The sequence below is a fragment of the Caldisphaera sp. genome, assembly GCF_023256325.1.
Lineage (GTDB): Archaea > Thermoproteota > Thermoprotei_A > Sulfolobales > Acidilobaceae > Caldisphaera.
This window is the reverse complement of the sequence record NZ_JAGDXI010000040.1, coordinates 39,738-53,354: the sequence shown is the minus strand read 5'-3', so window position 1 is coordinate 53,354 and position 13,617 is coordinate 39,738. Positions and strand designations below refer to the sequence as shown.

Genomic DNA, 13,617 nt, shown 5'->3' with positions numbered 1-13,617 from the left:
TAAAATTTTTAATTATCGATCCAATATAAGAAAGGGAATTGAGTTGAAAAGTATTAATTTAAATGAATTTAAGGTTTCTATAATTGGTTCTGATAGCCTTGGTGTTAGATCATTAGCAACATTTGTTAATGTATGCGGGAAAAATATAGGGATAGATCTAGGGGCATCTTTAGCACCTAGAAGATATGGTCTTCCACCTCATGAAATAGAAATAAATAAGTTAAATGAGACATTAAACCAAATTGAAGAAAATTTAAAAATATCTGATATTATAATTATAACACATTATCATTACGACCATTATATTAAAGAAAAACCAGGTCTTTATTTTGGAAAAAAGTTATTTATAAAAGATCCTAACAAAAACATCAATAGAAGTCAATATTTTAGAGCTAAAGTATTTTTAAAAGAAAATAAAGTAGAAGAAAATGCCGAAATAAACATAGCTGATGGAAATTCATATAAAATTGATAATATTACCCTTGAATTTTCCAAAGCATTGTGGCATGGTGAAGAGAAAACTAAAGTTGGAAAACTAGTCATGGTAAGAATTCTTTGCAATGATAAATCAATAATATTTGGTAGCGATATACAAGGACCTGGAAATGAAGAAGCACTAGAAAAGCTAATTGAATGGAAGGGGGCAGAACTTTTAATATTAAGCGGCCCACCTACGTATTTTGCAGGATATAAAGTTTCTCAGGAATCTGTTGAAAAAGGTTTAGAAAATTTGAAAAAAGTTATAGAAAATAAAGTTGCAAATATAATTATAGCAGACCATCATTTACTAAGAGATACTAGATACAAAGAAATATTAAAAGATCATTACAAAGTTGCAAAGGAAAATAACGTTTCATTATTAACAGCTGCTGAATTTATGGGATATGAGGTTCAGCAATTAGAAGCAAGGAGGAAAGAACTTTGGAAAAAATAGATATAATATTTCTAGAAAGTTCATTAGAAACTATTCCAAAAGAAATTAAGGGATCTGGTAAAAAAACAAAAACATATAATGAAATCCTAGATATTAACATACACTATAAAAATATGCTCAAGCTTAGAGATTTTTCCAAAAGAGGTAGACCTGATATAATACATTATTCTTTATTAAATATTTTGGAAAAGCCTTTTGTAACGAATGGGTATGTAAATGTTTACATGCATGTCTATGATGATAGAGTATACAAATTTAATAACAATATAAGAATACCAAAAAATTACGATAGATTTAAGGGGCTAATGGCACAACTCCTAAAATATAACAAAGTCCCTCCAGAATCAGAAGATCCTTTAATTTTTTTGGTATCAAAAAATTTAAATGAATTTGTTAAAAATCGAAAAATTTTATTGTTAAGTGAAAATGGAGAGGATTTCAATGTAGAAGGGGTAATTAATATTGCTATAAAAGAAGGATTAACAATAGGAATAGGGGCTTTTGCTCATGGAGATTTTAAACAGGAAATCAATAAAATTGCATATAAAAAGGCTAGATTATATAAAGGACTAAAATTAAAAGCATGGGATATTACATGCGCTATATCATCAAAATTAATGGAGATGGGAATTTTTTAAAGAAAATAAATTAACCTAAAACAGGAATTAAAATTGGGGATGCAAAAATGGCAAAGCTTTTTGGAACTGATGGAGTTAGAGGGATTGTAGGCGATCTAATGACACCAGAATTTTCGCTAAGAATGGGTCATGCTATTGGCGCCTATTTTGGAAAAGGTTCAAGATTATTAATAGGAAGAGATGTTAGACTTGGGGGAGATATGATATTAAGATCATTAACTTCTGGTCTATTGGCAGAAGGCGTAAAGGTATATGATTCAGGCCTCTTACCTACTCCAGCATTACAATTTGGTATTAAATCTTTAGGCTTTGATGGTGGAGTTATGATAACTGCTAGCCATAATCCGCCAGAATACAACGGTATAAAGGTTATATCAAATGATGGCATAGAAATACCTCATGAAAATGAAGATATAATAGAAAACTACTACTTTAATAATTATTCATCTAAAATGGAATGGAGGTCATTTGATAATGAGGTTAAAATTAAAGAAAATATAATCGATTTATATATAGATGGAGTATTAAGTCAAGTTGATGTAGAAAAAATTGCCAAAAAGAACTTTAGGGTCGTTATCGATTGTGCAAATAGTGTTGGCTCTTTGACTGCTCCCTTATTATTAAGAAAATTAGGAGTGAAAGCTTATACATTAAATTGTAATTTAGATCCTTATTTTCCTGGAAGAAATCCAGAGCCTAATGCCGATACCTTACAAAATACTATGAGTTATATTACTTTAGTTAAAGCAGATGCTGGTTTTGCGCATGATGGTGATGCAGACAGAGCAATGGTATTAGATAATAATGGAAGAATTCAATGGGGAGATAGAACTGGTGCTTTATTAACAGAATTCTCTACCAAGATATGGAAAAACTATAACAAAAAAACCTATACATCTATTTCAAGCAGCAATTTGGTTGAAGAATATTTAAAGCCAAAAGGGATTGAAGTTGGATGGACACCTGTTGGGAGCGTTACAATTGCTAGAGAAATAAGTAAGAGAAAAGACGCAATAAGCGGATTTGAGGATAATGGAGGATATATGCATGTTCCTCATCATATTGTTAGAGATGGTGCAATGACAATTGCTTTAACTCTCTATATGTTATCTGAATATAATGAGAGTCTAGCAAATCTTTATGATAAACTACCACAATATTATCCGATTAAGACCAAAATAACTGCAAATAAAGAACAAGCTTCATGTGGAGTAGAAGCAGTTAAAGAAAAATATTCATCATACAGGATTTTAACAATAGATGGAGTTAAAGTGTTTGGCGATGATTTTTGGCTATTAGTTAGACCAAGTGGTACTGAGCCTCTACTCAGAATTTTTGGTGAAGCAAAAAGCCCAAAGAAAGTTGAAGAAATAGTTAATGATACAGTGAAACTTATAAAAGAAAAATGCATAAGGTGAAATAAATGAGATATTATTTTTTCGAATTACTTGCATGCCCTGAATGTAAAAGTGATGATCTAATACTTCACGAACTTGATGTGAAAGAAGACAAAGTTGATTTAGATGTGGAAAAAATAAAATGCAAAGAAAAGTGCTCATATCAAAGAAAACCTGCTAATGAAGTCTCTCTAGATGTTTGTAGAAAATGCGTAAACCTTGATGTAATAGACGGTGTAATTATTTGTAAAAATTGTGGAAGATGGTATCCAATAATAGATGGAATACCAAGGATGTTGAATGACAAATACAGAAAATATCATGAGGATGTTGAATTTTTGAAAAAATATTTAAATAAAATTCCATCTAACATAAAGAGTTTAATGAAGATACCAGAATTAAATGAAAAATAAAAGCTTTGGTTAAAGAAAATTATTTGGTGAGCCAAATGCCAAACTTTGCTACATGGTTAACAATAGGGTTTATATTAATAATAATTGGGTTTGTAATAATATTTGTAGGCGCTATTTACTCATCTACACAACAAAGCAATCAAAAAACTGAAGTAGGAGGAGTGATAATGATAGGCCCGATCCCAATTATTTTTGGAAGTTCATGGAAAGCTGTAACAATCGCAATAATACTGGCTATTGTACTTATGGCATTAGCAATTGTATTCATGATAATAGGAAAAGGAATGGTCATTAAATAATATCTAAGCTTTCCCTATTTTGAGGATTAACATTCTATAATACTTTGGGGGTAAATTCTTTTATTATTAATATTTTAATCCCTTTACCTGCTTATATATTATTTATAGCTTTTTGTATATTATTGAAGAGATCATGTTTTCTTTCATTAATTGACTTAAGTTCTTTTTGTTTAGCCAAATAATGTTTGGGAAATTCGGATCTATGGAACAGATATAAAAGTTTTACTTAATAGAAACTTTATATCAACTGCAAAAATATACAACCAACTTAATTTATAAATTATTATATTACGTTCTTTAACCGTGAAAATTTTTTATTAAGATAACCTCTTTCCGAATTCTTCAACCAATAAATCATACTTATTTTTTAATTCATCTAATTTCTTTTTATATTCATTTTCTAGTTTTTCTTTGCTTTCATTAAATTTATCCTGAAGTTGCTTAGTATATTCATTTTCTAGTTTTTCTTTGCTTTCATTAATAGATGACATCGCATACCACCTAAGACTTCTGTTTAAATTTAATAAATGAATGGAAATTTATACTTTTATTGTAAATACATATAAGAAAAGAATTTATCCTAAAGTTTTAAAAACAAAATAGGGTGAAGTTAATGAGCGTATCTGACGTGAATAAAGACGTAATGGTTTCTACAATGCCTTATGTCCCTGGATATAAAATTACAAAAATATTAGGCATTAGCTTAGGTATTACTGTTAGATCTAGAGGTTTGGGGGGTAGATTTCTAGCAAGCCTAAGAAGCTTGGCAGGAGGAGAAATTAAAGAATTTACAGAAATGTCAGAACAATCGAGGATCCAAGCAATTGAAAGAATGATAAATCATGCCAAAAGTCTAGGAGCTAATGCTGTGATAAGTTTCAGGTTGGATTCTAACGAAATAGCCGAAACTATGGATGAAATTATCGCATATGGTACTGCAGTCATCATAGAACCTGATCAAAAAGATATTGATAATAAATACAAAATAGAATAAATTTAAATAATGTTAGCTTTGTACAAAAATACTACAACTGAATAGAAATAAATTTGACCACTATTATTAATAGACCACGAATATGGGATTGAGACAAACATTTTTACTGGTTTATAGTATTGTGTTGGATTAGGAGCAAATATTGGCTGAAATGCTAAATTTCCAGTTGTAGGGTCTACATATCTAATTGCTGCAGGAGTAAATGAACTTGCGTTTTCAATGAATTTAGCGCCAGAACCAAAATAACCATATTTATTTAATGAACCTATACCATAAATCATTAAATCATATATGGTTGTTCCTAATGTATTTGTAACATTGCTTGTCGGAGTCCCATAAAATGCTGGAAATTGATAATAAACATAATTATTATAAGTAGAAAAAGATGAGTATGAAGAAGTTAACGGATTGCCATATATTGGGTTAACTTTTCCTGATATTCTTAGCATTTGATAAGATTTTGCTATATCTCCCATTCCATATGTAATGCCATAAATTCCAGTATTTGGATTAATGGGATATATTGTTGGATACGGTATCATAATAACGGAGTTTGTAGAATTGCTATAGACACCTAGAAAAATATCATAAACCACTAAGTAAGTAGCATTGCTAGGCACTCTAAGTAAGGTTAAGTAGCCTAAACTTTGGTTTATAGGTGAAGTTAAAACATTTGCAACTATGGCTATTTGTGTTCCATTAATTGTTGATCCATCAACAACAGTAGTTCTGTTTCCTAAAACACCAATCCAATAACCATAATCCCACCATGATACTATAACAGAACTTTTATTTGTTTCATTTTTAATATAATTCAAGGCATTTAACCATGCATCATTTATAGGTGCAATAATCTTATATCCTCCATTAGAATTTGGGACAGAAATTGGACCTAAGTAACCAGTTTCTATATCAGGAGCCATTAAACTCAAAGTATTGTAATCTGATTTAACATAACTAATTGCAAGACCAAATATGACAATTGATAAAATTATACCAGCTACTATACCACCATAATTTGGTTTTTCAATAGTCTTCTTAGTTTTCTTGTTATATTCCTGTGTTCTAAAACTCATAAGAGTTCCAATAGCTACTCCTGATGATAAAGATAAGAAAAATGCAGCCGAAGACAAAAAGTACGCTTCATTGATACTTGCATACATAAATATAAAACCATATATAAATAATGATAACTTAAGTATTTCAATTTTAGAAATATTTTTCTTTTTTAAATATATATTGTATAAATCTGCAATCAATCCTATTATAGATATTATAAAGAGAGCACCATAATCAACCATTGCCTGGCTAAATGGAATTGATTGATATTCAGCAACAGTTAAAGAGATAACACTTTGTATCGGAGTGATTCCAAGGGCCAATAATACTCTACTAGGTAAGGAAATAAATCCGGTTAAAATTAACGCTAATAATATTCCAAATATAACAATTAGAAACCATATATGCATTTTTACATCAAAATTGTTTTTTATGCCTATCTTATTTAAAATTCTTAATCTGCTAATCTCCTCTTCTACTAAATATAAGAAGACAACCCCTAATAAACCCAACCCGATACTATGCATATAGAAACTGATTCCTGCAGTTGGAGATGAAAAAACAGATAAAGAGTAGCCTAAAATCAAAAACAAATAGCTATAAATACTATTTCTATTTGGCTTAATGAAAAAAGGTTCCAATAAAATATATATAGCTAACATTAAGGCTATGTATTCATATCCGCCCCAAAACCATGAAACAAGTCCTCCTATAAATCCAGATAAAAATGAATATATTAATGTCTTACTTCTCCTATTATCATTAAGAGAAATAGCAAAAAAGTATAAAAACCATAATATTAACGCAAATCCAAATATGCGTTTACCAGGAAAATTAGCAAAAGTTTGATCAAATAATATTACCGGATAAAAGGCTATAACAGCTGAAACGGCTAAACCAGCTAGCTTTGAATTTGTTATTTTAAATACAGAGAAAAATGCTCCAAACATTGCTATAAGCGAAAAAACCACGGGAAGTAATCCTAAAACACTAATTAAATGACTTTCACCCAATCCAGTGATTTTGGCAATAAATGCAGTTAACCAAGACATGCCTAAATACTCTGTTTTTAAAAAGTTTCTACCCCAAGGATACCACCATGTATTTATGCGAGCTAAACCTGAAAAGCCCATCAGATTATGTTTAAAGAAATACTCTGAGAGCCAATATCTCTCCCATGGATCTGCTTCGTTCAAATATTTTAAACCAAAATTTATTGCTGGCAATAATCTTATATATGTTGCATATCCAACCAATATAATTAATATTGCAGATATTATTGCAGATTGCAATTTTTTATATCTCATAATTTTTTCAATTTTACTCATCATTTCAATCCCTACTAGAGAGATAAAACATAAAATAATAAATTTTTTAAAATAATTAAACAATCAGTAAATAATTAAACAAAACATAAAACAATCTTGTGTTAATTTATATTAATTCTCTGATACTACACAAAAGTGTATTCAATATTTTTCATTTGTTGAACTTAAAAACTTTGTTTTTTATTATTAATAAGGTGATTTTTATGCCTTTAGGATCATCACAAGATTATTTAAACAGATTAAAAGAAAGAGAAAAAGATCTAAACATCTATACAGGAGGAGAGAGAGTTATAGATATATTAAATGATCCGGTAATTAAACCATCTATTAATGTTATATTAAAGACCTATGAATTAGCAAAAAATAAAGATTATAAAGGTATATTAACAGCTTACCAAGATAATGATGAAATAAATAGATTTGTTTATGTAGAGCAAAGCATAAATGATCTTTTAATGAGAGCAGAATCTCAGAGAATTTTAAATTCAAAAATTGGTAATTGTAACTTCAGGTGCACTGGACATGATGGTATAAATGCTGTATTTGCTGCTACATATGATATAGATTCAAAACTTAACACAGACTACCATAAAAGATTTTCATCATGGCTCAAAGAAGTTCAATCAAAAGACTTGGTTGTAGAGACAGCTATGACCGATGTGAAAGGTAATAGATCAAAAGGACCTCTCGAACAAAAAAATGATATGGCATATGTTCATGTTGTAGAAAGAAGAAAAGACGGGATTGTAGTAAGAGGTGCAAAAATGCATATTACAGGTGCAGCAATATCGGATGAAATATTAGTTATACCTACAAAAAATATGAAACAAAATGAAAAAGACTATGCAGTATCTTTTGCTATAAGACCTGATAGTAAGAATGTTTATTTTATATCTAGTTGGCATCCTATGGATATTATGAAAAAAATTTCAAAAGATATTGGGACAGACGTAGATTATCCGCTTCCTTTTGGACATAGAAGTACTTACTTAGTCATATTTGATGACGTCTTTGTTCCATACGATAGAGTATTTATGGACGGAGAATACGAGTTCACAGGAAAATTAATTGAATATTTCATTTCTCACCATAGAGCAGGTGGGGGTAGTTGCAAGGCTGGGTTTGCTGACGCTATATTAGGCTCAGCAGCATTAATGGCAGATGCTAACGGAGTGCTTAATGCCAGTTATATACAGGATAGATTATTAGATATAATGAGACATGGTGAAGCTGCTTATGCTGCAGGATTAGCTGCTATGGTAAAGGGTTATAGACATCCTAGCGGAGAATATATACCAGATTTGAGATTAGCTAATGTTGCCAAGCTTGATTCCATAGAGCATTTAAAAGAAGCTATGGTAGCTGCAGCAGATATAGGTGGAGGAATTACTGTAAATGCACCTTCATCAAAAGATCTAAATATAGAAGGCTTATCCAACAAAGTATCTAAAGCATTACAAGGTAATGAACTTTATACAGCAGAAGATAGGTTAAGAATTGCTAGATTAATGCAATTGTGGGTTGCAGGTCCCCACTTAGTGGGACTAATACAAGGAGGTGGACCTCCTGCTGCAGAGCTATTAGCTTTAAAAAGCGATATGAAGAATAGGCTTAACGATTATATAGAAAATGCAAAAATAATGTCAGGAATCAAAAAAGAAAGCTAATAATGCTTAAGCTTTACAGCTCTTAAATTCTTTTTTATTATTATTTCCTATGGAGCAGGTGGAAAATAATGTCTAACATAGACGAAATTTTTAACGCTGCATATAAGCCAAAGGTCTTCAAAAGAAGAGAAGTTCTCCTACCAGATTACGTTCCAGATTTCTTACCTCATAGGGATCAGGAAATAAAGAGAATAGCTTTAACCCTTTCCCCAGCTTTAAGGATGGAAAGACCAAGTAACGTATTTATTTATGGTTTAACCGGAACTGGAAAAACTGCTGTGACAAAATTTGTATTGAGAAAGCTTGAAGAAAATGCAAAACAAAAGAATGTAAAGATCGGTTACATATATGCAAATGTTAGACATAGGGAAACTCCATATAGAATTTTAGCTGATATAGCAGATTATTTTAATATGAGAATACCTTTTACTGGTCTTTCAACAGGTGAAGTTTTTAATAGGATTGTAAAAAAATTAAGTAACATAGAAGGGGTTTTCATAATAGTTTTAGATGAAATAGATTTTCTTGTTAAAAAGTATGGAGATGACTTGCTTTATAACTTAACAAGAATTAATGAACAACTAACCAAGTCTAGAGTTTCTATTATTGGAATAACCAATAGCGTTAAAATGGTGGAATCCTTAGATCCAAGAGTAAAAAGTAGCCTAAGTGAAGAAGAAGTTGTGTTTTCTCCTTACGATGCCAAACAATTACAAGATATACTAAATCAAAGAGCTGATGATGCATTTAATGAAAATGCTTTAGATGAAGAGGTTATTCCATTATGTGCTGCTTTGGCGGCTAGAGAACATGGAGACGCAAGAAGAGCATTAGATTTGTTAAGAGTTGCAGGAGAAATAGCAGAAAGAGATAATAGAAGTGTTGTAACTAAAGAAGATGTTACTAGAGCCAGAATAGAAATAGAGAGAGATAGAGTTGGAGATGTTGTTAAAACTCTACCATTGCATGGAAAGCTAATTATGACATCAATATTGCTTGCAACTGGTATGGGAAAAGATTATGCAACTACTGGAGAAATTTATGATAACTACAAAAGACTTGTAACTTCATTGGGTTTGGAAGAAATTACTTTGAGAAGGGCAAGCGGGATAATAAGTGAATTAGATATGCTGGGAATAATATCTGGAAGAATAATAAGTAGAGGCAGATATGGTAAAACTAGAGTTATTTCTTTAGCTTCAGATGTGAATGCAATAATTCAAGCACTAAAGGAAGATCCTGCAATAGCAGACTTATTAAGCGAGGTTAAATATGATGGAAATAGAAAAGATAATAGCATGTGACGATGGAGAAGTTAAAAAGCTTGGCTATGGGAAAACTGTAATTTCTTGTATATCTTATAGAGAGGTTTGGCCTGAAAATATAAAAATAGGAATTATACACACAGATGGCTTAGACGCGACTTCCGTAATATCGTATTTAATTAAAATCTTAAGTAATGGCAAAAAATCTATAGTTTTGTTTGATTCAATAACTATAGCTGGATTTAATGTCATTTCATTACCGGGTATAGAAAAACTAACAGGTTTTCCTTCTATAGTAATATATAGCTATAAACCTTCTGTAAAAAACTTATTAGATGCTTTAAGGCCTCATTTTAAGGATAGCGAAATAAGAGAGCTTGCAATAAATCAAATAAAATCTTACAAAAAAATTGAAAGCAAGAAAGGGATTCTTTACATTGTTAACTGGGGAGTTAACACTGAAGATGCGATTGAAATCATAAACTCTTATCAATTTTACTCAAGAATTCCTGAGCCTTTAAGAATATCTCATATAATATCATCACAAGTCTCTAAAATAATTAACCCATATATTAATTGATATAATAAACTTATTAATAAAAAGTTTTATTAATTTTATATCTATTGCTATTTTGGGGGAATAAAAATGGCATATGAAAAACTTGGAGATGTATATATAATTGATGTTTCTCCTGGAGATTTAAAAGGGATTATATCTTCGTTTATTATTTTAGATGATAAAGTTACTATTATTGAGCCTGGACCAGCTAAGGAATATTCTAAACTTAGAAAGGCTCTATCTGATCTTAATTTGAAACCAGATATAGTTGTTGCGACTCATGTACACTTAGATCATGCAGGTTCAACAGGTCATTTGCTTAGAGATTTTCCGAACGCAATATCATATATACATCCTAAAGGAGTAAAACATATTGTGGATCCATCTCAGTTGTGGGAAGCAGCAAATAAATTTTCAAAATTATTAGCTGATAATTATGGAAAACCTATTCCAACTGATGAAAAGAAAGTTTTTTCTGCAGAAGATTATTCGGAAATTAAAATAGGAAATCACACTTTAAAGTTTGTTCATACACCAGGCCATGCAAGTCATCATATGAGCGTATTACTTTATCCAGAAAACATAATATTTACAGGAGATTCAGCAGGAGGAATATTTAATTTTAAAAATGGAAAAGTTTATGCTATAACATCTCCTACTCCCTTTAAACCAATACAATATTTAGAAAGCCTTGAGAAAATGAAAGCCCTTAATCCAAAATATATTGCGCCAACTCATTATGGTATACATGATAATGGAACAGAATATCTAAAGCTAGGCATAGAGAGAGCAAAAGTTTGGCTAGATATTATTAACAGTGATATACAATCAGGAATTAATGATATAGATAAAATAACAGAGCACTTAATGAATGCAGACGAAGACTTCAAAAAAGCTATTGATGAAAATATACAGTTTTTCACTAAGGGGTTTTTACTAGAATCTGTAATAGGCATGATAAACGCGATAAAAAATGGAGATTATAAAAAATAAAAAATATTTAATTATATTATTTTTAAGTTTACTCTACCTTTGCCCTAAAGTATTTTCCTGTCTCGGGGCTCTTGAATAACCCTATTTTGACTCCTTTTCCTTTCTTTGGAGCCAATGTCCAAACTTTTATCGGAGTTAGAGTAACTTCCTTCCCTGTTGTGGGATCCTTTACCTTTACAGGCGGTAACTTAGACGACATGATTCCTCACTATGTTATAGAATATTCCATGGATATTTATAAATTTTTACTTTTAAAAACTAGGTTGTTCTAAAATAAAAGATACAGTAAAGTATTATCAATTAACAATTTAATCAATTATTTTAAAAAATATTAAGATTTTTAGTGTATATATTTAATTTTGTTAAGAGAATATTAAAAGCTGGAGAAAATAATTAGAGACATAAAAAGGTGAATGAAGTGACAAAATGGTTGCTAAGATGTAAGGAATGCAAAAATGAATGGGTTTTGCCTGTTAGCTTTGAACTTAATAAAATGAAAGAATTATATCATTATTGTCCTTATTGCAAGAAAAACACTTTTCATGAGCCAATTAAGAGACTGGAGGACTAATAGGTCTATTAAATGGGCTTTGTGATCTAAGCATTTTAAGTTCGTTATAAAATTCGTCTAATTGAAGAACTTCTTGGGATCCCTGTAACCATCTCTTCCTTAAGTTAACAGTACTTGATTCCTTCTCTTTATCACCAACAACAGCAATTATAGGAACCCATGATTTACCAGCGGCTCTAATTCTTGTTCCTAAGCTTTTTCCCGGCGGGTCATAATATACTCGTATGCCAATTGAAAATACTTCATTGAATATTTCTTTTGCATAATCTTCGTGAGTTTCTTTAACAGGTATAATCGCAACCTGATATGGAGATAGCCAAAATGGAAGGCTAGGTGTCTTTCCTTTATCTGCCATTTTTAAACCATAATCAATTAACGATGATGCTATGTTTCTGATAGGGCCTATGAAAGTTATAGAATTTTCCCTAACATTTCCAAAACCTCCCAATAAAACAAGTCCATTATTTCTTGATTTATATAAGATTAAATCTAAATCATAATCAATGTCATACGGTATATTAAAGCCACTTTGAGAAGAAGATGCTATTTCGATTGTATCATTAATAATTCCATTCATAAGCTCGTTTATCATATCATTGAACTTAGATTTATCTGTTTTAAATGGTAATATCATTATTTCGCTTCCTGGAATTATGCCTTGAATTATAATACTTTGATCCTTTACATATCTACCCATATCTAAGCAAGATTTAATAGTAGAGGATAAACCATCTATTCCATATATTTCTTTATGCGATCCTGAATAAATTGATACATTTTCTATATTGTTTTTATAATTAAACCATTCTATTAAAGAATTTATAACGTATTTGCCGATAGAATTTATACCATCGGATAAAATGCCAAACTTTTCTTGAGCTCCTATAGAATCGTTGTCCCATGGATTATTTAATAGAGAATTATCAAAAATTTTATTTTCTATAGCTTCTTTAATCAATATTTTATTTGAATCTTTTATATAGAATGGGCCCTTTGGAGATGTTATAGTCCTAGATAGCTCACACATTGGATGCCCGGGACAAGTAATGCTAAATCCTTTATACCAGCCAAATGGTGCCCTATTAACAGTAAATCCCATTTTTTTCAGTTCATCTTCAATTGATTTAAGTATATTAACTGCCCTATTTGGCTCTGCTAAACTTGAGGAAAGATGAGCAAATGGATAAACAACAATGCAGTTCAGCTTAAATCTATTCGCATGCTGTGCTAACTCTGATGCAGCTTCATGAGATAAATCTGGAGTATCACCTTCCTCAACACTTATAAAGCCTGCTACACATTCGTTTCCTTCAAACTTTGATGGAGGGTCTGGAGGATTTTCAATAGCTTCTTCAACAGCCCAATATTTTATATCCTTTAAATGTATCATCAAAATCCTCATAAATATGCACCTATATATTAGTTTCTGGGGAAATATTAATACATTCGCTGACCCGAGAATTTTAGACTTGCAAACCCATCAAATCATATCATAGCCTC

The 13,617-nt window shown here is 30.6% G+C and carries 15 protein-coding genes; 11 read left to right on the top strand and 4 right to left on the bottom strand.

Annotation, left to right across the window (positions count from 1 at the left end; translation table 11 throughout):
• Positions 1 to 43 precede the first annotated feature (43 nt).
• From Q0C16_RS05710 to Q0C16_RS05690, 5 genes are read left to right on the top strand one after another with little or no spacing between them, the layout of a single operon-like run.
• Positions 44 to 934: a hypothetical protein gene (locus Q0C16_RS05710; protein ID WP_292320332.1), complete on the top strand. Its 891-nt coding sequence runs from the start codon at positions 44 to 46 to the stop codon at positions 932 to 934.
• Positions 922 to 1,572 carry a hypothetical protein gene (locus tag Q0C16_RS05705; protein WP_292320330.1) on the top strand — a complete coding sequence of 217 codons (651 nt, stop codon included), beginning with the start codon at positions 922 to 924 and terminating at the stop codon, positions 1,570 to 1,572. The genes Q0C16_RS05710 and Q0C16_RS05705 overlap by 13 nt, the downstream gene beginning before the upstream one ends.
• Before the next feature lie 47 nt (positions 1,573 to 1,619).
• Positions 1,620 to 2,990: a phosphoglucosamine mutase gene (gene glmM / locus Q0C16_RS05700; RefSeq protein WP_292320328.1), complete on the top strand. Its 1,371-nt coding sequence runs from the start codon at positions 1,620 to 1,622 to the stop codon at positions 2,988 to 2,990.
• A 5-nt stretch (positions 2,991 to 2,995) separates the two neighbouring features.
• Positions 2,996 to 3,382: a Trm112 family protein gene (locus Q0C16_RS05695; protein ID WP_292320327.1), complete on the top strand. Its 387-nt coding sequence runs from the start codon at positions 2,996 to 2,998 to the stop codon at positions 3,380 to 3,382.
• 35 nt (positions 3,383 to 3,417) lie between these two features.
• Positions 3,418 to 3,681 carry a DUF131 domain-containing protein gene (locus tag Q0C16_RS05690; protein WP_292320325.1) on the top strand — a complete coding sequence of 88 codons (264 nt, stop codon included), beginning with the start codon at positions 3,418 to 3,420 and terminating at the stop codon, positions 3,679 to 3,681.
• Between the two features lie 317 nt (positions 3,682 to 3,998).
• Here the strand turns inward: Q0C16_RS05690 and Q0C16_RS05685 are convergent, their stop codons facing one another.
• A complete protein-coding gene (locus tag Q0C16_RS05685) occupies positions 3,999 to 4,172 on the bottom strand; it encodes a hypothetical protein (protein ID WP_292320323.1) in 174 nt (57 codons plus the stop codon).
• 122 nt (positions 4,173 to 4,294) lie between these two features.
• On the opposite strand from Q0C16_RS05685, the gene Q0C16_RS05680 reads away from it, so the two are divergent.
• Entirely contained in the window at positions 4,295 to 4,675 is a 381-nt protein-coding gene (locus Q0C16_RS05680) for a heavy metal-binding domain-containing protein (protein WP_292320321.1), read from the top strand.
• Between the two features lie 2 nt (positions 4,676 to 4,677).
• Here Q0C16_RS05680 and Q0C16_RS05675 read toward each other — a convergent pair whose 3' ends face one another.
• A complete protein-coding gene (locus tag Q0C16_RS05675) occupies positions 4,678 to 7,062 on the bottom strand; it encodes an STT3 domain-containing protein (RefSeq protein ID WP_292320320.1) in 2,385 nt (794 codons plus the stop codon).
• A gap of 203 nt (positions 7,063 to 7,265) precedes the next feature.
• On the opposite strand from Q0C16_RS05675, the gene Q0C16_RS05670 reads away from it, so the two are divergent.
• From Q0C16_RS05670 to Q0C16_RS05655, 4 genes are all read left to right on the top strand, one after another.
• Positions 7,266 to 8,729 (top strand): 4-hydroxyphenylacetate 3-hydroxylase N-terminal domain-containing protein, encoded by a 1,464-nt coding sequence (locus Q0C16_RS05670; RefSeq protein WP_292320318.1) that lies wholly within the window; start codon positions 7,266 to 7,268, stop codon positions 8,727 to 8,729.
• Positions 8,730 to 8,797: 68 nt separating this feature from the next.
• Positions 8,798 to 10,033: an ORC1-type DNA replication protein gene (locus Q0C16_RS05665; protein WP_292320317.1), complete on the top strand. Its 1,236-nt coding sequence runs from the start codon at positions 8,798 to 8,800 to the stop codon at positions 10,031 to 10,033.
• Complete coding sequence (locus Q0C16_RS05660; RefSeq protein ID WP_292320314.1) at positions 10,005 to 10,574, top strand: DUF99 family protein; 570 nt, start codon at positions 10,005 to 10,007, stop codon at positions 10,572 to 10,574. The genes Q0C16_RS05665 and Q0C16_RS05660 overlap by 29 nt, the downstream gene beginning before the upstream one ends.
• A gap of 66 nt (positions 10,575 to 10,640) precedes the next feature.
• Complete coding sequence (locus Q0C16_RS05655; RefSeq protein WP_292320312.1) at positions 10,641 to 11,546, top strand: MBL fold metallo-hydrolase; 906 nt, start codon at positions 10,641 to 10,643, stop codon at positions 11,544 to 11,546.
• Positions 11,547 to 11,574: 28 nt separating this feature from the next.
• Here the strand turns inward: Q0C16_RS05655 and Q0C16_RS05650 are convergent, their stop codons facing one another.
• The gene (locus Q0C16_RS05650; protein ID WP_015231698.1) at positions 11,575 to 11,745 is read right to left on the bottom strand and encodes a chromatin protein Cren7; all 171 of its coding nucleotides are present in this window, start codon (positions 11,743 to 11,745) and stop codon (positions 11,575 to 11,577) included.
• Between the two features lie 219 nt (positions 11,746 to 11,964).
• Between Q0C16_RS05650 and Q0C16_RS05645 the strand changes: the two genes are divergently transcribed.
• Positions 11,965 to 12,117 carry a hypothetical protein gene (locus Q0C16_RS05645; protein ID WP_292320307.1) on the top strand — a complete coding sequence of 51 codons (153 nt, stop codon included), beginning with the start codon at positions 11,965 to 11,967 and terminating at the stop codon, positions 12,115 to 12,117.
• Here Q0C16_RS05645 and Q0C16_RS05640 read toward each other — a convergent pair.
• Positions 12,098 to 13,519 carry a threonyl-tRNA synthetase editing domain-containing protein gene (locus Q0C16_RS05640; protein WP_292320305.1) on the bottom strand — a complete coding sequence of 474 codons (1,422 nt, stop codon included), beginning with the start codon at positions 13,517 to 13,519 and terminating at the stop codon, positions 12,098 to 12,100. The two genes, Q0C16_RS05645 and Q0C16_RS05640, sit on opposite strands and share 20 nt — an antisense overlap.
• Positions 13,520 to 13,617: the final 98 nt, after the last annotated feature.

Bases quoted from the DNA above. Each gene is read 5' to 3' on its own strand.
- Q0C16_RS05640 (WP_292320305.1), bottom strand. From the start codon at position 13,519: ATGAGGATTTTGATGATACATTTAAAGGATATAAAATATTGGGCTGTT.
- Q0C16_RS05675 (WP_292320320.1), bottom strand. From the start codon at position 7,062: ATGAGTAAAATTGAAAAAATTATGAGATATAAAAAATTGCAATCTGCA.
- Q0C16_RS05690 (WP_292320325.1), top strand. From the start codon at position 3,418: ATGCCAAACTTTGCTACATGGTTAACAATAGGGTTTATATTAATAATA.
- Q0C16_RS05695 (WP_292320327.1), top strand. From the start codon at position 2,996: ATGAGATATTATTTTTTCGAATTACTTGCATGCCCTGAATGTAAAAGT.
- Q0C16_RS05670 (WP_292320318.1), top strand. From the start codon at position 7,266: ATGCCTTTAGGATCATCACAAGATTATTTAAACAGATTAAAAGAAAGA.
- Q0C16_RS05665 (WP_292320317.1), top strand. From the start codon at position 8,798: ATGTCTAACATAGACGAAATTTTTAACGCTGCATATAAGCCAAAGGTC.
- Q0C16_RS05650 (WP_015231698.1), bottom strand. From the start codon at position 11,745: ATGTCGTCTAAGTTACCGCCTGTAAAGGTAAAGGATCCCACAACAGGG.
- Q0C16_RS05680 (WP_292320321.1), top strand. From the start codon at position 4,295: ATGAGCGTATCTGACGTGAATAAAGACGTAATGGTTTCTACAATGCCT.
- Q0C16_RS05685 (WP_292320323.1), bottom strand. From the start codon at position 4,172: ATGTCATCTATTAATGAAAGCAAAGAAAAACTAGAAAATGAATATACT.
- Q0C16_RS05660 (WP_292320314.1), top strand. From the start codon at position 10,005: ATGGAAATAGAAAAGATAATAGCATGTGACGATGGAGAAGTTAAAAAG.
- glmM (WP_292320328.1), top strand. From the start codon at position 1,620: ATGGCAAAGCTTTTTGGAACTGATGGAGTTAGAGGGATTGTAGGCGAT.
- Q0C16_RS05655 (WP_292320312.1), top strand. From the start codon at position 10,641: ATGGCATATGAAAAACTTGGAGATGTATATATAATTGATGTTTCTCCT.